Origin of the sequence: Ochrobactrum vermis (assembly GCF_002975205.1) — a bacterium.
Classification (GTDB): domain Bacteria; phylum Pseudomonadota; class Alphaproteobacteria; order Rhizobiales; family Rhizobiaceae; genus Brucella; species Brucella vermis.
On sequence record NZ_PCOC01000002.1, the window covers coordinates 927,677 to 948,819 of the forward strand.

The window sequence follows — 21,143 nt, forward strand, 5'->3', positions numbered from 1 at the left end:
ATGCAAGCGTTGCGGAACTGATCAATGAACGGATCGATACGATGCCGGCGGGTGAACGAAGTGCAGCGCAGACGCTGATCGCCAATTATCCGATGCTGGGCTTGAAAACCGTCGCGGAATTTTCCGGCTTGGCCGGTGTCAGTTCTCCGACGATCCTGCGCTTTGTGAACAGGCTCGGGTTTCAGAGCTATCCTGATTTTCAGGCGCGATTACAGGACGAACTCGCAGCCCAGTTGCAGTCGCCGCATCATCGCAACGAACAGCCGGGTACCGGACAAGACACAGCTTATCCGGCGGTGGAGCATACGCTGGAGAATATCCGTGAGAGTTTCCGACATCTCGGCGAAAGGCAGTTGCGACAGGCCGTTTCGGCATTGAGTGGCGCCAAAGGGAATGTCTATCTGATCGGTGGGCGTTTCACCGATCCTATTGCGCAGTATATGGCGGCCCACATGACTGTTATTCGTCCGTACGTCTTTCATCTTAGTGGTCAGGAAAGTGTCTGGCGTGACCGCCTTCTCGATATGAGCAAGCGCGATGTTCTGGTGGTTTTCGATATTCGCCGCTATCAGGACAGCCTTCTGAAACTGGCTGAAAAAGCGCGGGCGCGAGGTGTGGAGGTCATCCTTGTTACCGATCAGTGGCTTTCGCCGATTGCACGTGTAGCCAGACATGTTCTGGCGGGGCGCACGGCCGTACCGTCAGCCTGGGACTCATCGGCAGCACTTTTTGTCCTGGCGGAAACAGTCATTCGTGAAATGACAAGAATGCTGGAAAAAGACAGCGCCGCCCGCATTGCGGAACTTGAAGAACTGCGCTGACCGGTGCGTCGCTCTTTCGAGAGCGCGTTATTCTAGCCCGCAGGCACGCAGAAACAGCGTTGAAACTTCTTTCTCTATCCGTTCAAGGTCGAGCGGCTCGTCCTTCTCGAGCTCCATCATGCTGCGGACTTGCGTTTCGAAGTCGGCATAATGCTGGGTGACTGCCCATATATGCATCTGGAACAGCAGCGGATCGACAGGCTTGATGCGACCGTCATCCACCCATGACTGGATGAGTTTCACTGCATTATGGGTTGCGGAGACATGTTTTTTCCAGTGACGGCTCAGATAGGGCGCACCATTGGCGATTTCGGTGGTGAAAAGGCGCGAAGCTTTGGGGTTCTTCTGGCTGTATTCGAGCTTGGCGCGGATATATTGACGGATCACCTTGGCAGGGTCATCCCCGGTATTGGCTCCTAGGAAAATGTCTTCCCATTCGTCGAGGATATAGACGATGATATCCTCGTAGAGCTCTTCCTTGCTCGAAATATAATAATGCAGTTGCGGCTTCGTAAGGCCAGCGCGGTGCGCAATGCCTTGTGTGGATGCCCCCACAAGGCCTTTTTCGGCAAATTCATCAATCGCAGCAGTCCGTATTGCGCCGAGAATGCGCCGCCTACGTCCGAGAACCTTGTCCCGTCCGGTCAGTTCGGTGTCGTCATTCTCGTCGCCGTTGTTCATTCAGACCTGCCGCGATTGAGGAGGGGCTTACTGGCCCAGCTTCTTTTTGATGTCGAGCCCTGCACCCTTGTTTACGAAGGCATCGGTCGCGACCTTGGTCATGTCGAGTTCGTCACCGCTAATGATCCCCGCCTTGCGGGCGAGTTCGTAAAACGCCTTGACGCGATCCATCGAGACTGCGCCAATTCCCTTTTCAAGCGTATCGCCGCTGTCGATGAGCTGAAGGTTCTTGATCCGCTCCAGTTCCGCATCGAGCGTTTCCTTGCTCATGTCCGGGTTATCTTTCAGGATCAATTCATAAGCTTTGCTGCGGTCGCCATAGAGGAAATTGGTCCACCCTTCGATGGAAGCGCTGACGAAGCGCTGTACCAGATCCGGGTTCTTTTCGATCAGATCCTGGCGCGTTTCAATCGTGTTGCCGTAAGTGCTGTAGCCATAATCGGCGAGGAGATAGGTCGTGACCTTAGCACCTTCCTTTTCGGCATAGATTGGCTCGGCGGTCGCATAAGCCTGTTGCACGACCTTCTTGTCGTTGAGGAACTGGGCGAGGCTATAGCCATAGGGCCGCAGTTGTTCGTCCTTGAAACCAAAGTCCTTGACGAGCCATGGCCAGAACGAGAACTGACCGTCCTTCGAAATCAGGATCGTGTCGGCATTGGTCAGATCCTTGAAATCCTTGTACGCGCCCTCGTGCGCCATCAGTGCCTGTGGGTCCTTCTGGTAGAAAGCGGCAACAACCGTTGTCGGCACGCCATTGGCAACGTTATTGAACGACAGAAGCAGATTTCCGGTCAGCAGGAAGTCGAGGCGGCCTGCGGCCAGCATCGGGCGATTGTTGACCTGCGGTCCGCCCATTTCGATCTGCACATCGAGGCCGTATTTTTCATAGGTGCCGTCGGCAACAGCTTGATAGAAACCGCCATGGCCTGCCTGCGCCAGCCAGTTGGTGCCGAGCGTCACCTTGTCGAGCGCATAGGCCATCTGTGCGGAAAGGCCCATGGAAAGTACGGCCAGCGCCGCAACCAGTATCTTTTTCATATTTGGTTCCCCTTGTTTTAGTTCTTCAATGCCATGTCGGCGGTCCAGCCGCGCGTTTTACCCGGATTGAGCAGGCCATATGGGTCGGCTTGCTTCTTGAATTCGATCTGCACGCTGTCGATCTCCTTCATGCCGCCGTCCTCAATGGTGTAGGCATGCGGATCGTAGATGTCGCAACCGTCAACCTGCTCCAGTTCCTTGATCAGCCGGTACATCGCGTCACGGCCCTCAAAGCGCACAAGCGGAAGCGCGAAAATCTGCACTTCGCCTTCAAGGCGCGCCATTTCGTGATGCATATATTGCGTTTCGCCGTAGCGCTCGATCTGGCGTGTAACCACATCGACATCAAACGGACGCGGATAGGCGACTTGAAGATAAGTCCAGCCTTCTTCGGCTTTCAGCGCCTGCAGGGTTGTATGGTTCCAGCCGCACTCATAAGCTGGCTGCAGGCCGCTTTTGTGCAATTCATCCAGCGTCATGGCGAAGGAAACCTTGCCGCCAAATTCGCTGGCGAGTGCTTCGAAACGGGCCATTTCTTCCGGTGCGATCATCGCAAAAACCGCATCCTTGTCGGATGGGAAAAGATCGCCGAATTTGGTGTAAAAGCGCGCAAAACGGCGATCAACCGTAGTCAGAAGATAGCAGTCCAGATTATGTTCCAGCGCCTTGAGACAAAAGTTCAACGTTGCCTCGTAACTATCGAACAAGGCTGCGGTATGTATCCAGTCTGTCGCCTTGGTGAGGCCGATTTCCAGCTCCAGAATGATACCATTGGTGCCATAGGCATGCTGCACTTTATGGATATCGCGGCCGGTCAATTCGATGATCTTCGGTTCCGGTTCGACGGTTAGAACCTTGACCGAGTAGACATTGCCATCATCGCGCAACATGCCGTGGCGCAGCGAGCCAATGCCACCGGAGCCGCCGGAAAAAAAGCCGCCAATGGTGGCGATCCGGCGAGTCGATGGATACATCAACAGTTCCTGCCCGGTTTCACGCACGGCATCGTCAAGGCGTGAAATGCGTGCGCCGCCTTCCACGCGAACCTTGCCGGGTTCGATGGAAATGATGCGATCGATCTTGGTCATGTCCAGAATGACGCCGCCTTCAAGCGGAACGCATTGGCCGTAATTGCCGGTGCCGCCGCCGCGAACCGTGATCGGAATATGCAGTTTTGCGGCTGCTGCCGCCACGCGCCGTACCTCATCCTGATCTTTCGGAATGACAACGAGGTCACCAACATAATGGCCGATATCTTCGGTCAGGATGGGGCTGTACCAAAAGTAATCGCGGGAGCGCAGCTCGACCTGCTTGGGGTCGTCATAAATGCGGATTCCATCGATTTCGGTCCGGAATGCGGCCCAGTCGTAGATGCGCTGTGGAGCGGCAGAATTCATGTGGCTCTTCCATTGATTTGGCCCGTTAAGTTGGGGTCGGCAACACCATTGCGCCAGACGACGCGGCGGGCCTGCGGGCGGCTGATGAGATCGTTCAGGTCTTCTGCGTCGTGCCAGACAAAACTGGCCACGCCACCTGCGTTGGGTTGCTGTACGCATTCGCTGCCAATAAGGCGGGCGGGCAAGGTGGTGATGCTGTCGAGCCAATCCTGCGGCTCGATATGGCAGACAGGCGCTGCGAGACGAAGTACGGCGAGCGGGTCATAATCGCCATAAGGATAGAATGCGTCACGGACGTTGTCGGATCCGAGCATAACATCCATGCCTGCTACGCGTGCTTCCTTCAGCGGCGCAACACCGCGCAGACGCGGAGATTTTCCGCCGATCCGATCCTGCAGATAGAGGTTTGTCGTGGGCAGTGAAACGAGAGCCGTACCCGCATCTGCAGCAGCATGAAGAATGTGCTGTAATTCGTCCGGCTTGCGCAGTGATAGCGAGCAGGCATGACCGCATAACACCCGACTACCCATGCCATACCGTTTGGTTGCTGATACGATCAGCGAAAAGCCGTTCGCTTCAACATCCAGGCCTTCATCGACATGGAAGTCGAGATTGAGATCGTGCTGCATGGCGAGGCGGAACATCTCTTCGATTTTGGCTTCAAGATCGGCATTGCGATAGAAAAATGCGCCGAACACGCCACTGTCTTTCGCAACGCGGGCAGCGATTTGCCTGCCTGCTTCGAGCACAAGATCACCGTGGACAAGCGCTGCAAGCTGAAGGTCGATCCGGCCTTTCCATTCCTCGCGCAATTCATTGAGAACAGGCCAGGCAGTCGGCACTTCCGGCGTCGTCCAGTCGACATGGCTGCGCATCGCGCCGACACCCTGGTTGAACGCAGCCTCGAGGCCTTTGCTTGCGCGGGCGCGGATATCGTTCGCGCTCCAGTTCGTCCGGTCCGTGGCCATCAGGTCTATGGCGTCGAACAGGCAATCAACTCTGGCACTGCCGTTTTCTGCTATGCGCTGGATGGTGAAAGTCTTGTCGAGATGAACATGGACGTCCGCGAAAAGTGGGGTGACAAGCCCGCCATCCGCTGTCTGCGACGGCACAAGCGAGGCGATGCGGTCGCCTTCAATGCCAATGTCGTAGTGTCCGGAACGTCCGGCTATGGCCACGCCAGTCAGCATTTTAGCGCTCGCGACGGATTTCGCTCTCGTGCCAACGCCCGAGGACGAGGCGCGACAGCCAGCTTGTGAGGAGGAAGATCACGATGCCGAGCAGCGACACGAGGAAGAGTGCCGCAAACATGCGCGGAATTTCGTTACGGAAGCTCGATTCCAGAATGCGCGAGGCAAGACCCGTGCTCTGGCCTGCCGTACCTGCAACGAACTCAGCCACAACTGCACCGATCAGCGATAGGCCGCCAGCGATTTTCAATGCCGCCATAAAATAGGGCAGGGCGCTCGGTGCCAGCAGATAGCGCAGGCGCTGCCACGGCGAGGCGCGATAAAGCTTGAACAGATCGCGCAGATTATGATCAGCGCTGCGCAATCCAATCACCGTGTTGGAGAGGATCGGGAAAAACGCGACGATCCATGCGCAGATGAGCAAAGCCGAAAAAGTGTCGCGTACATAGATCAGGATGAGTGGTGCGATAGCGATCACCGGTGTGACCTGAAGGATAACGGCGAAAGGAAAGAACGCCATTTCTATCGGGCGCGACAAGGCGAAGATCATGCCGAGCAGAACGCCGCCAATAATGGCACAGGCGAGTGAGATCAGGGTCAGCTTGACGGTGAACCACATAGAGGCCATCAGGGACGGACCGTCTTTGAAAAGCGTTTCGGCAATGAGCGATGGCGCGGGGATCAGGTAATGCGGCACCTGATAGTAACGGACGAGACCTTCCCATATGCCGAGTGCGATAATGATTGCCAGTGTCGGCATGACGATGCGCAAGGTGCGCTCACGCCTGGCGAGGCGGTCCTGTTCGGAATTGAGGACTGGCAGTTCGTTTTGCATCTGGTTCATTTGCATGTCCTCAGTGATCTATATCTTCAGAGGAAAGCGTCGCGGTCAGTGCATCGGAAACCTTGGCGCAATATTTCGCGTAAGCATCCGTCGTGCGGTAGTTTTCTGCACGGGGATATGAGCCGATGATCGGTATATCGGCAACCACGCGCCCCGGTCTTGCCGCCATGACGATGACACGGTTCGACAGATAGACCGACTCGTAAACACTGTGGGTGACGAAGATCACCGTCAGGCCGTGTTCCTGCCAAAGACGCAGCACATCATTGTTGAGCTTGAAGCGCGTCATCTCGTCGAGCGCTGCGAAAGGTTCATCCATCAGCAGCAGACGCGGGCGTGTAACCAATGCGCGAGCGATGGAAACGCGCATTTTCATTCCGCCGGACAGCTCCCGCGGAAATGCCTTGGCAAAGCGTGACAAGCCAACCTGTGCCAGAGCTTCTTCAACACGCGGGTTCGCTTCCTTGCGGGAAATTCCGGACAGACGCAGCGGCAGATAGACATTGTCGAAAACGCTGGCCCAAGGCATCAGCGTCGGTTCCTGAAAAACGAAACCGATATCCTGCGCGCCGATAGGGCCCTTACCGGGAGCATGACCGTTGACACGGATATCACCGGCGGAAATCGATTCCAGACCGGCTATCATGCGCAGTGCCGTGCTTTTGCCGCAGCCCGAGGGACCGAGAAAACTGACGAACTGGCCTTGTTCGATCTTGAGCGACATGTCGCTCACAGCCATCACACCAGTGCCGTATTGCTTGTAGACGCCATCGATCTCGATCAGAGAGGACGGAACTTGCGAGTTGGGGGCCACGCTCATTGTCCTTACCAGGCTGGTTGATTGTCGAGCCAGGAAAGCGGCGCTCGTTCGATCTCCGCCAGCACTTCGATCAAGCGCTCGGCGGCAAAATCGATGGTCGCACGACCTTTTTCAGCCGTCGCGAGCGTCGCATTACCAGCGGCACCATAAGGATTGATGTCCTGAATCTGCCAGGCAGGCTTTGCGCCGCCGCTCAGCGAAAGATGCTTGAAATCACTTGCGAAAGTTTCCGTAAGCGTACGGAAATCCTGTGCTTTCGACATGTCGACGAGGTCGGGATGCATTTCCAGCATCACCGAGGTTTCCATGTCGCCGGCATGAATACCGTGCTTGGCGTCGTGGGCGCTGTAGACGCCATCAGGCATTCCAAGGCCGAACCAGTTGATACTCACCACCATCATGTTGTGACGGATACGAAGTTCTCGCGCCACGATATCCATGACGCTGATCTGGCCGCCATGGCTGTTGAGAAGCGCCATCTTGCGAACGCCGCTTGCCGCCACACATGCACCGATTTCGCACCACATGCGAATGATCGTCTCTGCCGAGAACGTCAGCGTGCCGGGATAAAGACTGTGCTCGTTACTCTTGCCTATGGCCTGCATCGGCAGGAAAAGCGCGCGACTTGCTTCAGGCAGGCGGGCAATTGTTTCCTTCACCATGCCGTCGACAATGGCGGCATCGACCGCCAGCGGCAGGTGAGGCCCGTGCTGTTCGATTGCACCGACGGGCAAAACCGCCACGAGCTTCTCACGCTCGAGGCGGGAGAATGCCTCGCTCGTATAATCGGACCAATATCGTTTCAAGATTGCAACTCCTACACGCTCGGGCCAAGGGCGTTGAATGCATCCTACTAAACAATCTGACCGAACGGTCAAACTAAATGTTTAAAATATGCGAATTGCATGCAATTAAGGTGTGAATCCGTGGCTATTCGGTCACGCGACGGGCCGCGACGCGTTTATGATGCGCGGAAAATTCCGGAGGTCATATGGACGAGAGATGCATTATCATTGGAGCAGGCCATGCTGGCTCGCAAGCCGCTATCAGCCTTCGACAGGAAGGTTATGCAGGCGAAATCGTTCTCATCAACGACGAAACAGATATTCCCTATCATAAGCCACCGCTCTCGAAATCCTACCTGAAAGCTCCGGAGGGCGGCGGTCTGGTGCTGCGTCCGGAAGCAACCTATCGCGACAACAATGTCGAGATGTTGTTTGGCTGTCACGTCGATGCCGTATCGATTGCCGACAAGACGGTCGCGCTCGATGACGGGCGCGTCTTGAACTGGTCAGAACTGATCTTCGCAACCGGCGCGCGTGCGCGCATTCCCAATGTGCCGGGTGTTGACGTTGACGGGGTCTTTACACTGCGCCGGATGGAAGATGCACGCCGCATCGCTGCGGCAATGCCGAATGTGGTGAATGTTGTCATTATCGGCGGCGGGTTCATCGGTCTCGAAATGGCCCATAGCGCAATCGCGCTTGGTAAGAAGACGGTTCTGATCGAAGCCGCGCCTCGGGTTCTGGGTCGTTCGGTTGCAACGCATATTTCCGCCCATGTTGAAGCGCGGAGCCGCGCCGCCAATATCACACTTTTAACCGGTCTCGGCGTGACTGCCATTGAGGGTGAAAATTGCCGTGTGACAGGCGTGAAGGCGGCAGACGGAACGATATTCCCAGCGGAGATGGTCGTTATCGGCACTGGCGCGGTGCCGAATGTAGAGCTTGCAGTCACAGCGGGGCTTGCGATCGACAACGGTATTGTTGTGGACGAACATCTGCGTACATCTGCCAGCCACGTCTACGCCATTGGCGATTGCGTGAGCTATGATCATTTTCATGCTGGTCGCCGGGTCCGGCTGGAATCGGTGCAAAACGCAACGGATCAGGCAAAACACGTGGCGCGCACCATTGTCGGGCGTGAAGCACCGTTTCGGGAGGTTGCGTGGTTCTGGTCCGATCAGGGCGATATGAAGCTGCAGACGGCGGGCCTTTCCTTCGATGCCGATCGGCACATCCTTTCGGGAAACCCGGACGAGAACGCGTTTTCGATCTTCCATTTTGCTGGTGACAGGCTTGTGGCTGTCGATTCCATTAATCGTCCGGCAGACCATATGATCGCGCGCCGTATGCTGGCAGCTGGCATCAATCCGACCGAGGCCGATATTGCTGGCGGGGCAGTGCGGCTGAAAGAAATGTTGGCTGCCACACCGAAATCTTGAGGATTCACGATGAATATTTTGAAACATCTGCTGCCCGCTGACATGGCGGTGCCGTTTGCCGCCTACAGTCATGGCGTCAAGGTAGAAGCCGGAGCTGAAATGATTTTCAGCTCCGGTCAGCTTGGTATCGCTCCCGATGCCAGCGTGCCGGAAGACGCAGGCGCTCAGGCCGAACTCTGCTTCGATAATATTCACCGTATCCTGCGCGATGGCGGTATGGAGCTTTCCGATGTCGTGCGCATCAACGCCTACGTCACTGACCGGGCATATATGCGTCCTTATATGGACGTTCGCGACAGGCTGTTCCCGCAGCCTGCACCGGCCTCGACGCTGATGATCGTTTCCGGCTTCACGCGCGAGGAATTCAAGGTCGAGATTGAGGTGGTTGCGGCCAAGTAATCTGTTATCGCCGCGCCGTCAAAGCGCGCGACAATGCATGTCGCCTTTGCTTGAAAGGAGTGGTAGGGTTGTCCGACATCCTCCATTCCCTTCAGGCCCATTCATTCATGTCAAAAATTCAGCCTTCGGCTTCCGTGCCGGAAACTTCGCCGCGTTCGTCTATACGACTGGCGGAATTAGCGCTTGCCATCGGCGGCTTTGGTATCGGCACCGGTGAATTCGCCATTATGGCGCTGCTGCCCGATATTGCCCGCGACCTCAATGTGACGATACCGCAAGGCGGGCACCTCATCAGCTCCTATGCGCTTGGTGTTCTGATTGGTGCGCCGGTGCTGGCCGTGATTGGCGCAAGGCTGGACCGTCGTAAGCTTCTCTTTCTGCTTATGGGGCTGTTCGCCTTTGGCAATCTCGCAAGCGCATTCATGCAGGACTATGCCGGTCTCTATATGATGCGGTTCGTTGCCGGTTTCCCGCATGGGGCCTATTTCGGCGTGGCTTCGCTTGTCGCTGCATCATTGGCGGAACCGGGAAAACGTGCGCAGGCTGTAGGGCGGGTGATGATGGGACTGACCGTCGCCACATTGTGCGGGACGCCGCTTGCGACTTCTCTCGGTCAGATTGCCGGATGGCGTGCAATGTTTGGCGCGGTCGGCTTGATTGCAATTCTAACCATGGTGCTGGTTGCGATCTATGTGCCCAAACAGCCTGCGGACGAGGGAGCGTCACCCTTGCGCGAACTGGGAGCGTTTCGCCGCAAACAGGTCTGGCTGACGCTCGGAATCGGTGCCATCGGCACGGGTGGCTTGTTTTCCGTCTTTACCTATGTCGCGGCGACAGTCACCGAGGTTTCTCATGTTGATGTGAAATGGATGCCTTTCGTGTTCGCCATGTTCGGTCTGGGCATGGTGCTTGGCAATATAGTGGGTTCGCGATTGACGGATCGCTCGGTCATGGGAACGGTTGGCCTGGTGCTGCTCTATGATATGGCAGTCATGCTGGTATTCCCCGTCCTCATGCAGCATCCGGTGACAGCATTTTTGAATGTACTTCTGGTCGGAGGCGGATTTGCGCTCGTCCCTGCCTTGCAGACGCGTCTGATGGATGTGGCGGCGGACGCACAGACGCTGGCCGCAGCCCTCAACCATTCCGCACTTAATCTTGCCAATGCATTGGGAGCATGGCTTGGCGGGCTGGCGGTTGCATGGGGTTATGGCTGGACATCGACGGGTACAGTCGGTGCATTACTCGCATTGTCAGGTCTGGTCGTCTTCGCAATCTCGGTTGCGTTCGACAGGCGCGGTGCGGCGAGGCTCGCCTCGCAAGAAGTTTAAGTACCCCACAAACGAAAATACCCGTCGCGGGAGGAGGCGACGGGTATTTTATGGGGAAGACCGGACTTGGGAGGAGGATATCCGGTCTTGAATCACCGAGGGAATGGGAGGAGGAGAAAACCCCGGTGATATTCTGGAAACTGTAGGACCGCGCGGTTATGGGGACTCGCGATCCTTGAAGAAGGCCAATGCCTTCCGAAGGCGCTATTAGCGAGCAGCGGCCTTGCGTGCAACGAACGGGATTTCCGAAGCAAGAATGCCAAGGTCGTTCAGTTCGCGTGGGCTCAGGCGGCTCAGTTCATTTACCGTGTTACGGTAGCGGCGCCAATTGTTGTACGAGCGGATCAGGTTCATTTCTCTCACCTAGTAAAATCTTATCTCTTTGTTGCAAACAGCATATAGGCTCGAAGCATTTCGAATTGGAGAGACAGATTTGCATAGCTGCAATGCGTTAAAGCTTGTCAATTGCACGCCTTTTACGCAGCTTGGCCATCATGCCATCACAATCATCTGTCCAAGTGGGGAAATCGCCAGAATTCAGGCTGCTTCAGCGGCTAACTGGTTAAAACTTCTTTTAAAATTTGCTTGCCGGGAAAGATCTCCACACAATGTGGCGGATAGAGATGCTCGTGAGGGTGTCGGGCGGGTAATTATGCGGTCTCGTCCGTGCCGTAATATGCGTGTATTATAGAGTATAGATCTGGACCTCCCGTCAGCTTTAGATTTTGTCGCAAAAGTCCGGGATATCGTCGGTTAGAGACAACAATTCCACATGACTTGCGCGCCGGATTGGGTTAAGGGAGTTTCGTCGGGTGTCGGGACGTCATGCTGAATGATGTTTTTGCACTGTCTGTCTGCGGGAGAGCGCCAACTGGCCGCCGAAGGGGAAATCGCCCGAAATCTCTCAGGTACAAGGAACCGCAGACGGGTAAGACAACTCTGGAAAGTCGGGGGAAACCCTGCGCCGAAGGTGTAAGTATGGCTTTCTATATAGCCATGCGAGTCTCTCAGGCCTGAGACAGAGGGGCACGAAGCAGCCGCATTTTGCGGAGGCACACGTGCGACTCTGGAGTTGTTATGGGCGATACCGCACACTTGAATACCTTGCCTTTGCAGGATCTGCATGAAGAAGCTGGCGCACGCTTCGGCGGCTTTGCCGGCTGGAACATGCCGATCACCTATCCGCTCGGCGTGATGAAGGAACATCTTCACACGCGTGAGCATGTTGGCCTTTTCGATATTTCACATATGAAGCTGATCGAAGTTTCGGGCGCAGATGCAATTGCGCTTCTGAGCGAAGCCTGTCCGCTTGATCCGTCGGTTCTGAAAACCGGCCAGTCGAAATATACTTTCTTCCTCAATGACAAGGGCGGCGTTCTTGACGATTTGATCGTCACGCGTCTTGGCGAAGACCGTTTCATGGTTGTTGCCAATGCTGGCAATGCTGATGCCGATATTGAGCATCTCAATGAAGCTGCGTCCGGTAAGGATGTAACCGTCAATCCGCTGGATCGCGTTTTTCTGGCAATTCAGGGTCCGGAAGCCGAAAGCGTCATTACGGATGCTGGTCTTAAAGGTGCAGAGCTCGGCTTTATGTGCGGCTTTGAACCTAATCCCAACTGGTTCATGACCCGTTCGGGCTATACCGGCGAAGACGGTTTCGAGATTGGCTTGCCTGCTGATGAGGCGCGTGCACTTGCAACCAAGCTTCTGGCCGACGAACGCGTCGAATGGATCGGCCTTGCTGCCCGCGACAGCTTGCGTCTGGAAGCAGGTCTTTGCCTGCACGGTCAGGACATTACGCCGGAAACCGATCCGGTCTCTGCCGGTCTCACATGGGCAATCACCAAGTCAGTGCGAGAAAAGGCTGCCTTCAATGGCGCCAAAGCCGTGCTGGACGCAATTGCCAAGGGTGCAACCGCCAAGCGTGTTGGCCTCAAGCCGGAAGGCCGTCAGCCAGTACGTGGCGGAGCCGACCTTTTTGATGAGTCCGGTCGCCAGATTGGCACCGTTACTTCCGGTGGTTTCGGTCCATCGGCCGGTTTCCCGGTCGCTATGGGCTATGTCGAGGCCAGCCTCGCAGTTCCTGGCACCCGCATTTTCGCTGACGTTCGCGGCAACAAGGTTCCCGTAGACGTGTCGGCACTTCCCTTCACACCGCATCGCTATCGCAAAGGATGATATCCATGGCCAATATCCTGTTCACCGAAGATCATGAGTGGATCAGCGTCGAAGGTGGCGTTGCCACTGTCGGCATCACGATCCACGCACAGGAACAGCTGGGCGACCTCGTATTCGTAGATCTGCCGGACGTCGGTCGCACCGTTTCCAAGGGCGAGGGCATTGTGGTTGTGGAGTCGGTCAAAGCCGCTTCCGACGTTTATGCTCCAGTCGATGGCGAAGTGGTTGAAGTTAACGACGCCGTTTCGAGCGATCCGGCTCTTATTAATCAGGCTGCTGAAGGCGAAGGCTGGCTGTTCAAGCTCAAGCTTTCCGATGAAGGCCAGCTTTCGGGACTTCTCGACAAGGCTGGTTACGACAAACTCGTAGGATAAAGAAATGACGCAACAGGTTCTCCCCTTTGTTGCCCGTCATATCGGGCCAAGAGTTGAAGACGAGCGCGCAATGCTTGCAGCGCTCGGTCTTCCTTCCATGGAAACGCTGATCACGCAGGCTGTTCCGGCATCCATACACCTCAACCGCGCGCTCGATCTGCCTGCAGCTTTGAGCGAACACGCAGCACTTGCGGAGCTCAATGAAATCATGGGCCGCAATGTGGTGAAGAAGAGCTTCATCGGTGCGGGCTATCATGGTGTGCAGACGCCCCCCGTCATTCAGCGCAACCTGTTTGAAAATCCGGCCTGGTACACGGCTTATACGCCTTACCAGTCGGAAATCAGCCAGGGTCGTCTGGAACTTCTGTTTCACTTCCAGACGCTCGTTGCCGAGCTTTCCGGTCTGCCGGTCGCTTGTGCATCGCTGCTGGATGAAGCAACTGCTGTTGCCGAAGCTGTGGGCGTTGCCGTTCGTCATCATCGCGACAAGCGCAGCCGCGTTCTGCTCGCAGGCGATCTGCATCCGCAGAACGTCGATGTGATCAACACCCGTGCCGAGCCGCTTGGCTGGCAGGTTGAAGCCGGAAGCACGGTTGACGACAACACCGCTGCGGTCATCGTGCCGTGGCCGGATACCAAGGGCGTTTACGGCGATTTTACAGCCGTTATTGCTGATGCAAAAGCCAAGGGCGCTCTGGTAATCGCTGTTGCCGATCCGCTGGCGCTGACGATTCTTGAGGCTCCGGCAAAGTGGGGTGCCGACATGGCTGTCGGCTCCATGCAGCGCTTTGGCGTGCCGATGGGCTTTGGCGGTCCACATGCTGCCTATCTGGCAGTATCCGAACCGCTGACCCGCATCATTCCAGGCCGCATTGTCGGCCAGTCGGTCGATGCGCATGGCCGTGCCGCTTATCGTCTGGCGCTACAGACGCGTGAGCAGCATATCCGCCGTGACAAGGCGACTTCCAACATCTGCACCGCGCAGGCGCTGCTCGCCAATATGGCGGCATCCTATGCCATCTGGCATGGCCCGGCTGGTTTGCAGGCGATTGCAACGCGTATTGCCGGTCTTGCTGCCCGCTTTGCGGCTGGCCTTAAGGCTGCGGGCGTCGAAATCGCCGGTGACAGCCTGTTCGACACGGTGAGCATCAAGGTTGCCGGCAAGGCCGCAAAGATCGCTGATGAAGCCGACAAGGGCGGTCGTCTGCTCCGCATCATCGATGCGGATACTGTTGGCGTCACCTTTGACGAAACCTCAACCGAAGACGATCTTGCAGCACTCGCCGTTCTGTTTGGCGCAAAGCCAGTCGGTAACGACGATCTGCTGACGCCGTCCAAAGGACGCGGTGAAGGCTTCCTGACACAAGATGTGTTCCATTCGCACCGTTCGGAAACCGAGATGATGCGCTTCCTGCGTCGTCTGGCCGACAAGGATCTGGCGCTTGATCGTGCGATGATCCCGCTTGGCTCCTGCACGATGAAGCTCAATGCGGCAGCAGAAATGATGCCGGTGAGCTGGAATACGGTTGCCAATCTGCATCCGTTTGCACCAGCCGCACAGACGACCGGCTATGCCAAGATGACCTCGGACGTCGAGGCATGGCTTTGCGAAGTCACCGGCTTTGCTGGCGTATCCTTGCAGCCCAATGCCGGTAGTCAGGGTGAATATGCGGGTCTTCTCGCAATTCGCCATTATCACCAGTCGCGTGGCCAAGGTCATCGCAACATCTGCCTGATCCCGTCGTCTGCACATGGAACCAATCCTGCTAGCGCATCTATGGCGGGTATGAGCGTTGTCGTGGTCAATTGCCGCCCGGATGGCGACATCGATATCGACGATCTCAAGGCCAAGGCCGAGAAGCATCGCGATAATCTCGCGGCGTTCATGATCACCTATCCGTCGACCTATGGCGTGTTTGAAGAAGGTATCAAGGCTTTCTGCGAAATCGTCCATGACAATGGCGGTCAGGTCTATTTCGACGGCGCAAATCTTAATGCGCTTGTTGGCCTCGCTCGCCCTTGCGATATTGGCGCTGACGTCTGCCACATGAACCTGCATAAGACCTTCTGCATTCCGCATGGCGGCGGCGGTCCGGGTGTCGGCCCGATTGGTGTAGCCAAGCATCTGGTGCCTTATCTGCCGGGTCATGTTGATCTTGGGTCCCAGCATGCCGTTTCGGCAGCACCGTTTGGCAGTGCATCCATTCTGGTGATTACGTGGATGTATATCCGCATGATGGGTGGCGCGGGTCTCAAGAAGGCAACCGAGGCTGCAATCCTCAACGCCAACTACATCGCGCATCGTCTGAAGGACGCTTATCCGATCCTTTACACTGGTGCACATGATCGTGTGGCGCATGAGTGCATCGTGGATACGCGCGTGTTGAAAGATAGTGCAGGCATCACCGTGGAAGACGTGGCCAAGCGCCTCATCGACTATGGTTTCCATGCACCGACCATGTCATGGCCGGTTGCGGGCACGCTGATGATTGAGCCGACCGAGTCTGAGCCGAAGTCGGAAATCGATCGTCTTTGCGATGCGATGATTGCCATTGCAGGCGAAGCGAAAAAGGTTGCCGATGGTGTCTGGCCTGCGGATGACAACCCGCTTGCCAATGCACCGCACACGGCGGGCGATACGCTGGCAACGGAATGGACGCATCCTTACTCCCGTGAGGAAGCGGTTTTCCCGGCTATTGCCCTTGGCGGCGAATTCGACGCAACGGCCAAGTACTGGCCGCCGGTCAGCCGCGTTGACAATGTCGGTGGCGACAGAAATCTCATCTGTTCTTGTCCGCCGGTTGCGTCTTACGGCTAAGACAAACTGTTTATTTATGAATGAGAAGCGCCGCGGCAACGCGGCGCTTTTTTTACTGAGGTTGATCGGATTTTTTAGATTAACCGAAATTCAGTTAATAATATAGAATGTGTTTAGAGTGAAGAAAAAAGCTTCGGATTTATCTTTTCAAAACAGAGAGTTGTAGAAATTTTGCGTTTCCGGTGAAACAAGCAAAAATTAGGATTATGGGCAAAAAAAGAGCCGGACTGAAAAGTCCGGCTAAGTTATGAAGGTGCCACATTGGGCAAACCTCCAGAGGGGAACACTTACCGCGCGCAATGGGAGGAGGCACAGCGGTAAGTGACTGTGATATGGATCAGCTTGCTCCAATCTTCAACCCCTAAAGTACAAATTTTTTTGACCATTTCGGAAATTTTTGAAATTTCGAGCAGTTCAACGTGAAGAATGCGCTTAGGCTGCAAATGGCACGTTTCATTTCGGTACGAGACTAGCGACAAAATCCCGAATTATTTCTGATAGATAAGACAAAAAATTGAGTTATGTGGTTTGAGTGTTTGCGACCACGATTAAATAGTTGCGGCCTAAATACATGAAATCATTAGAACAATTCTAAAACATTCCAATCGATGTCAAGCTCATTTGGCTTGCAGCGCTGGCTGTGCAGATATAAAAGATGACCAAATGCCGAAGGCTTCATGCCGGGCTTGAAGGGAAGCGACCGATTGACAGGCCGATTTCTCTATCTTTTGGATAGTTGGAATGCTCGTACCTTTTCTAATCATGTTTCGTGAGGGCGTGGAAGCCGCGCTGATCGTCGGCATTATAGCCAGTTATCTTCATCAGACCGGCCGCAGCGCCTGGATGCCTGTGGTGTGGATCGGCGTTTTGCTGGCACTCGCTATGTCACTCGCCGTTGGTGCCATCCTGCAGCTTTTGAGTGCGGAATTTCCGCAGAAAGCACAGGAAATGTTCGAGGCCATTATTGGTCTGATCGCTGTGTTCGTATTGACGTCGATGGTTTTCTGGATGCGCAAGGCAGCACGCTCCATCAAGGCGGAACTGCATCACTCCATCGATGCGGCGTTTCAAACACCAACACATAAGGGCTTCGGCCTCATTCTGATGGTCTTCTTTGCCGTAGCGCGTGAGGGGCTTGAATCGGTTTTCTTTCTGCTGGCTGCTTTCCAGCAGAGTGAGGGGGCTGCCGCTCCGTTTGGTGCGCTGCTTGGTGTATTGCTCGCTGCCGTCGTTGGCTATGGCATCTATAAAGGTGGCCTGAGGCTGAACCTTCGACGCTTTTTCCGCTGGACCGGTGTTTTCATTCTGATCATTGCTGCGGGCATTCTCGCCAATTCAGTGATGGCGCTGCACGAAGCCGGTGTCTGGAATCACTTCCAGACGGTCGTGTTCGATGCGAGCGATATTCTTCCGCTCGACAGCACGCTTGGTTCAGTTCTGGCCGGCATTTTCGGTTACATCGCAACACCGACTGTTAGTGAAGTGATCGCCTACGTCGCCTTTCTCGTTCCGGCGCTCATTCTGTTCCTGATGCCAGCAAGTGCATCGGCAACCGCAAGCCAGATTAAAACAAGCGCACAATAAAAGAGATTTTCATGACGAACCCGAAACCCGCAGACCCCATGTCGCGCAACCTGGTCCGCATTGGATTGGCTCTTGCAGTACTATTGCTGCTCGCGGCTGGCGCTGCCTTCTATTATGCATCTCGTATATCGGATAAAGCGCGCCACGCCGAAGCCGGCGACAAAATACAGGTCGCGATAAACGGTAAGAGTTGTGAGCCGAACGAACTGACAGTTCCAGCTGGGCGCTCGGTATTCGAAATAGTCAATAAGTCGGATCGTACGGTCGAGTGGGAGATCCTCGATGGCGTGATGGTTCTCGAAGAGCGTGAAAATATTGCGCCAGGGTTCAAGCAGACACTCACCGCCAAGCTGACGCCCGGCGAATACCAGATCACTTGCGGGCTTTTGTCCAATCCGCGCGGGAAGTTGATCGTGACTGCGACTGCTGCGAGTGAAGCAGAAAAGGGTAAGCTCCCGCTCACGGCTTTCATCGGTGCACTGGCCGAGTATCAGATTTATCTCACCACTGAAGTAACTGAATTCCAGAAGGCGGTTGGGGAGCTCTCCGCTGCAATAGCGAGCGGTAATCTTGAAGCTGCGCAGGCTGCGTACGGTCCAGCGCGTGGAGCTTATGCACGTATTGCGCCGGTTTCGGAAGCTTTCTCCGATCTCGACACCGCTATCAACGCCCGCGCCGACTATTTTGAGAAGCGTGAGCAGGACCCGGCCTTCGGTGGCTTGCACCGCATTGAGTACGGTCTTTTCGAGCAGAAATCCGTCGATGGACTTAGGGCTGTTGCCGGCAAGCTTGAGCAGGATGCCGCTGCATTGAAAGAGCGCATTCGGGGACTTCGGATCTCGCCGGATCGCATGATGGCAGGCACGGCTTCCGCTTTGAATCGCTTTGCTTCGACTGCGTCCGATGCGGGTGAAGATCGCTATGCACATACTGATCTGCAAGCTTTGTCTGGGCTTCTTGAAGGGTCCGGCAAGACAGCCAGCGTTCTGCGTCCGATCGTTGAAAAGGTTGATCCGAAGGCTTTTGAAGGCATCGACAAGGATGCTGTTTCGATCAAGGCGCTGCTCGATGCAGATGCCGAAGGCAATGGCTACAAGCCATTCGATGCTCTGTCCTCTGACCAGAAGGCAAAAATAAAGGATGGCGCAGCTGCGCTCGCCGCACAGTTTACGAAACTCCGTGATCAGCTTGGGGTAGAATGATGACCAAAAAATTTTTCAAAACCGATAAGATAACTACTGACGAGCCTGTTTCTGCCAGTCGGCGCGCATTGCTGATGGGGGCCGGAGCAACCGGTGTTGCGGGGGCCGTTGTCGGTGTGCTTGCCGCCCCGCAGGCGGCCTATGCGCTTTCTTCTGAAAGTGTGACCAACGCGCCGGAAAGTGACAAGATTCACGAAAGCCAGCCTTTTTACGGGAAGCATCAGCCGGGCATCGTTACGCCCCGCCCCGCTGCCGGTCTTGTCGCTTCTTTCGATGTGCTGGCGCGCGACCGCGTCGAGCTGGAACGTATGTTCAAGATGCTCACGGAGCGAGCCGAGTTCTTGATGAAGGGCGGCGAACCGCCGGAACTGGATGCGAAGTTTCCACCATCGGATTCCGGTATTCTTGGACCGGTGGTCACGCCGGATAATCTCACGGTTACGGTCGCGCTTGGTGCGTCACTGTTCGATGATCGTTTCGGTCTGAAGCCGTTGAAGCCGAAACTTCTACAGCGCATGACCGGTTTCCCCAATGATGCCTTGCAGAAGGACATTTGCCATGGGGATCTGGTACTACAGTTCTGTTCGAATACGCCAGACACGAACATCCATGCCCTGCGCGATATTATGAAGAACATGCCCGATCTTCTGATGGTGCGATGGAAACAGGAAGGAACGGTTCCTGTACAGCCGCCACACTCGCCCAAGGCGAAGGAAAGTGCCCGGAATTTCCTCGGTTTCCGCGATGGATCCGCCAATCCGGATTCGTCCGACGAGGCGCTGATGAACCGCATTTTATGGGTGCAGAAACAAAACGAAGAACCGGATTGGGCGATCAATGGCAGCTATATGGCTGTACGCATCATCCGCAATTTCGTCGAACGCTGGGACCGCACACCGCTGCAGGAACAGGAAGCCATTTTCGGACGCCTCAAGAACAGCGGGGCACCATTCGACGGCAAGACTGAAGCTGATGTTCCCAATTACGCGAAGGATGTCGACGGCAAGGTGACGCCATTGGACTCCCATATTCGCTTGGCAAATCCGCGTGACGCTAATGCGGAACAACACCTTATTTTGCGTCGGCCATTCAATTACTCCAACGGTGTCAGCAAGTCGGGCCAGCTTGATATGGGCCTGCTCTTCATCGCCTATCAGGCCGATCTGGAGAAGGGCTTCATCATGGTCCAGAACCGGCTCAACGGGGAACCGCTGGAAGAATATCTGAAGCCTATCGGAGGCGGGTATTTCTTCGCGCTGCCGGGGGTTCAGGATCACAAGGACTACTACGCGCGCGCACTTTTAGAGGCAAGCGGTCCGCAGAACGCCCGCGGGTGAGGATCGCATCTCAAGCTTGGATTTAACGCGCATTCCCGCAATGCGCCCTATATGGAGAGGCAAAATATGAAGTATCGTCTGCCATTGCTGGCATCGGCATGTGCCGTTGCCCTCACGCTGAGCTTCAGCGCAGCCAAGGCCGAAGTTTCACCGCTGGACCTTGTTCAGCCCATCGCGGATTACAAGGTCTACGTGCAGGAAAATCTCGTTATCCTGGTAAAGGATACGAAGGCTTTTACCGATGCGGTCAAGGCAGGCGATCTGGAGAAAGCGAAGGAGCTATATCCTTTTTCACGCGTTTCCTACGAAAAGATCGAACCGATTGCCGAGCTTTTCGCCGATCTTGACGCTTCGATCGACAGTCGTGCCGATGATCATGAAAATGGCGAGAAATCGGAAGATTTCACCGGATTTCACCGTATTGAGTATGGCTTGTTCGCACAGAATTCCACCGAAGGGCTCGCCCCGGTTGCCGACAAGCTTTACGCCGATGTACTGGAACTTCAGAAGCGTGTGAAAGACCTCACTGTTCCGCCGGAAAAGGTGGTCGGTGGTGCTGCTGCCCTGCTTGAAGAAGTGGCCGCAACCAAGATTTCTGGTGAGGAGGATCGCTACAGCCACACCGATCTTTGGGATTTCAAGGCCAATGTTGACGGCGCCCAGAAAATTGTCGAGCTTTTCAAGCCACTGTTGGAAAAAGAGAATCCGGACCTCGTGAAGAAGGTGGAAGCCAACTTCAAGACGGTGGACGACATTCTCGCCAAGTACAAGAAGGGCGACGGCTACGAGTCCTATGACAAGCTGTCGGATGATGATCGTAAGGCGCTTGCCGGTCCGGTCACTACGTTGGCGGAGGATCTTTCCACGCTGCGCGGTACGCTTGGCCTGAACTAGTCAACGGA

Annotated in this window: 19 protein-coding genes and 1 riboswitch; of the genes, 11 read left to right on the forward strand and 8 right to left on the reverse strand. The window is 55.6% G+C overall.

Annotated features, from left to right (window positions below):
* The first annotated feature begins 41 nt into the window (after positions 1–41).
* Positions 42–821 (forward strand): MurR/RpiR family transcriptional regulator, encoded by a 780-nt coding sequence (locus CQZ93_RS18655; protein ID WP_286154280.1) that lies wholly within the window; start codon positions 42–44, stop codon positions 819–821.
* 27 nt (positions 822–848) lie between these two features.
* Here the strand turns inward: CQZ93_RS18655 and CQZ93_RS18660 are convergent, their stop codons facing one another.
* Genes CQZ93_RS18660 through CQZ93_RS18690 form a run of 7 tightly spaced genes read right to left on the reverse strand, consistent with a single transcriptional unit; the run spans position 849 to position 7,597 of the window.
* The gene (locus CQZ93_RS18660; protein ID WP_105544079.1) at positions 849–1,502 is read right to left on the reverse strand and encodes a TetR family transcriptional regulator C-terminal domain-containing protein; all 654 of its coding nucleotides are present in this window, start codon (positions 1,500–1,502) and stop codon (positions 849–851) included.
* Between the two features lie 27 nt (positions 1,503–1,529).
* A complete protein-coding gene (locus tag CQZ93_RS18665; protein ID WP_105544080.1) occupies positions 1,530–2,540 on the reverse strand; it encodes an ABC transporter substrate-binding protein in 1,011 nt (336 codons plus the stop codon).
* A gap of 17 nt (positions 2,541–2,557) precedes the next feature.
* Positions 2,558–3,937 (reverse strand): FAD-binding oxidoreductase, encoded by a 1,380-nt coding sequence (locus CQZ93_RS18670; RefSeq protein ID WP_105544081.1) that lies wholly within the window; start codon positions 3,935–3,937, stop codon positions 2,558–2,560.
* Positions 3,934–5,127 carry an amidohydrolase family protein gene (locus CQZ93_RS18675; protein ID WP_105544082.1) on the reverse strand — a complete coding sequence of 398 codons (1,194 nt, stop codon included), beginning with the start codon at positions 5,125–5,127 and terminating at the stop codon, positions 3,934–3,936. The genes CQZ93_RS18670 and CQZ93_RS18675 overlap by 4 nt, the downstream gene beginning before the upstream one ends.
* A 1-nt stretch (position 5,128) precedes the next feature.
* Positions 5,129–5,971 carry an ABC transporter permease gene (locus CQZ93_RS18680; RefSeq protein ID WP_181153429.1) on the reverse strand — a complete coding sequence of 281 codons (843 nt, stop codon included), beginning with the start codon at positions 5,969–5,971 and terminating at the stop codon, positions 5,129–5,131.
* Positions 5,972–5,981: 10 nt separating this feature from the next.
* Positions 5,982–6,791: an ABC transporter ATP-binding protein gene (locus tag CQZ93_RS18685; RefSeq protein ID WP_105544083.1), complete on the reverse strand. Its 810-nt coding sequence runs from the start codon at positions 6,789–6,791 to the stop codon at positions 5,982–5,984.
* A gap of 5 nt (positions 6,792–6,796) precedes the next feature.
* Positions 6,797–7,597 carry a creatininase family protein gene (locus CQZ93_RS18690; protein WP_105544084.1) on the reverse strand — a complete coding sequence of 267 codons (801 nt, stop codon included), beginning with the start codon at positions 7,595–7,597 and terminating at the stop codon, positions 6,797–6,799.
* Between the two features lie 185 nt (positions 7,598–7,782).
* Here CQZ93_RS18690 and CQZ93_RS18695 point away from each other — a divergent pair, with 185 nt between their 5' ends.
* The 3 genes from CQZ93_RS18695 (at position 7,783) to CQZ93_RS18705 (ending at position 10,745) form a co-directional block, all read left to right on the forward strand.
* Positions 7,783–9,015 carry an NAD(P)/FAD-dependent oxidoreductase gene (locus tag CQZ93_RS18695; protein ID WP_105544085.1) on the forward strand — a complete coding sequence of 411 codons (1,233 nt, stop codon included), beginning with the start codon at positions 7,783–7,785 and terminating at the stop codon, positions 9,013–9,015.
* 9 nt (positions 9,016–9,024) lie between these two features.
* On the forward strand, positions 9,025–9,414 hold the full coding sequence (locus tag CQZ93_RS18700) for a RidA family protein (RefSeq protein ID WP_105544086.1): 390 nt from the start codon (positions 9,025–9,027) through the stop codon (positions 9,412–9,414).
* A 107-nt stretch (positions 9,415–9,521) separates the two neighbouring features.
* Positions 9,522–10,745 carry an MFS transporter gene (locus CQZ93_RS18705; RefSeq protein ID WP_105545212.1) on the forward strand — a complete coding sequence of 408 codons (1,224 nt, stop codon included), beginning with the start codon at positions 9,522–9,524 and terminating at the stop codon, positions 10,743–10,745.
* A 207-nt stretch (positions 10,746–10,952) separates the two neighbouring features.
* Here the strand turns inward: CQZ93_RS18705 and CQZ93_RS18710 are convergent, their stop codons facing one another.
* On the reverse strand, positions 10,953–11,099 hold the full coding sequence (locus CQZ93_RS18710) for a DUF1127 domain-containing protein (protein WP_007879540.1): 147 nt from the start codon (positions 11,097–11,099) through the stop codon (positions 10,953–10,955).
* Between the two features lie 493 nt (positions 11,100–11,592).
* A riboswitch (glycine riboswitch) is annotated at positions 11,593–11,676 on the forward strand.
* A gap of 146 nt (positions 11,677–11,822) precedes the next feature.
* On the opposite strand from CQZ93_RS18710, the gene gcvT reads away from it, so the two are divergent.
* The 7 genes from gcvT to efeO (CQZ93_RS18745) all read left to right on the forward strand — a co-directional run bounded on the left by gcvT (position 11,823) and on the right by efeO (CQZ93_RS18745) (position 21,135).
* Positions 11,823–12,926 carry a glycine cleavage system aminomethyltransferase GcvT gene (gcvT, locus tag CQZ93_RS18715; RefSeq protein WP_105544087.1) on the forward strand — a complete coding sequence of 368 codons (1,104 nt, stop codon included), beginning with the start codon at positions 11,823–11,825 and terminating at the stop codon, positions 12,924–12,926.
* Positions 12,927–12,931: 5 nt separating this feature from the next.
* Complete coding sequence (gene gcvH, locus CQZ93_RS18720; protein WP_105544088.1) at positions 12,932–13,300, forward strand: glycine cleavage system protein GcvH; 369 nt, start codon at positions 12,932–12,934, stop codon at positions 13,298–13,300.
* Between the two features lie 4 nt (positions 13,301–13,304).
* Complete coding sequence (gene gcvP, locus CQZ93_RS18725) at positions 13,305–16,118, forward strand: aminomethyl-transferring glycine dehydrogenase (RefSeq protein ID WP_105544089.1); 2,814 nt, start codon at positions 13,305–13,307, stop codon at positions 16,116–16,118.
* A gap of 741 nt (positions 16,119–16,859) precedes the next feature.
* Positions 16,860–17,702, forward strand: a complete 843-nt coding sequence (efeU, locus tag CQZ93_RS18730; protein WP_105544090.1) for an iron uptake transporter permease EfeU — start codon at positions 16,860–16,862, stop codon at positions 17,700–17,702.
* An 11-nt stretch (positions 17,703–17,713) separates the two neighbouring features.
* Entirely contained in the window at positions 17,714–18,904 is a 1,191-nt protein-coding gene (gene efeO / locus CQZ93_RS18735) for an iron uptake system protein EfeO (protein ID WP_105544091.1), read from the forward strand.
* Positions 18,904–20,241, forward strand: a complete 1,338-nt coding sequence (gene efeB / locus CQZ93_RS18740; RefSeq protein WP_105545213.1) for an iron uptake transporter deferrochelatase/peroxidase subunit — start codon at positions 18,904–18,906, stop codon at positions 20,239–20,241. The genes efeO (CQZ93_RS18735) and efeB overlap by 1 nt, the downstream gene beginning before the upstream one ends.
* Positions 20,242–20,307: 66 nt before the next feature.
* Entirely contained in the window at positions 20,308–21,135 is an 828-nt protein-coding gene (gene efeO, locus CQZ93_RS18745; RefSeq protein ID WP_105544092.1) for an iron uptake system protein EfeO, read from the forward strand.
* Positions 21,136–21,143 lie beyond the last annotated feature (8 nt).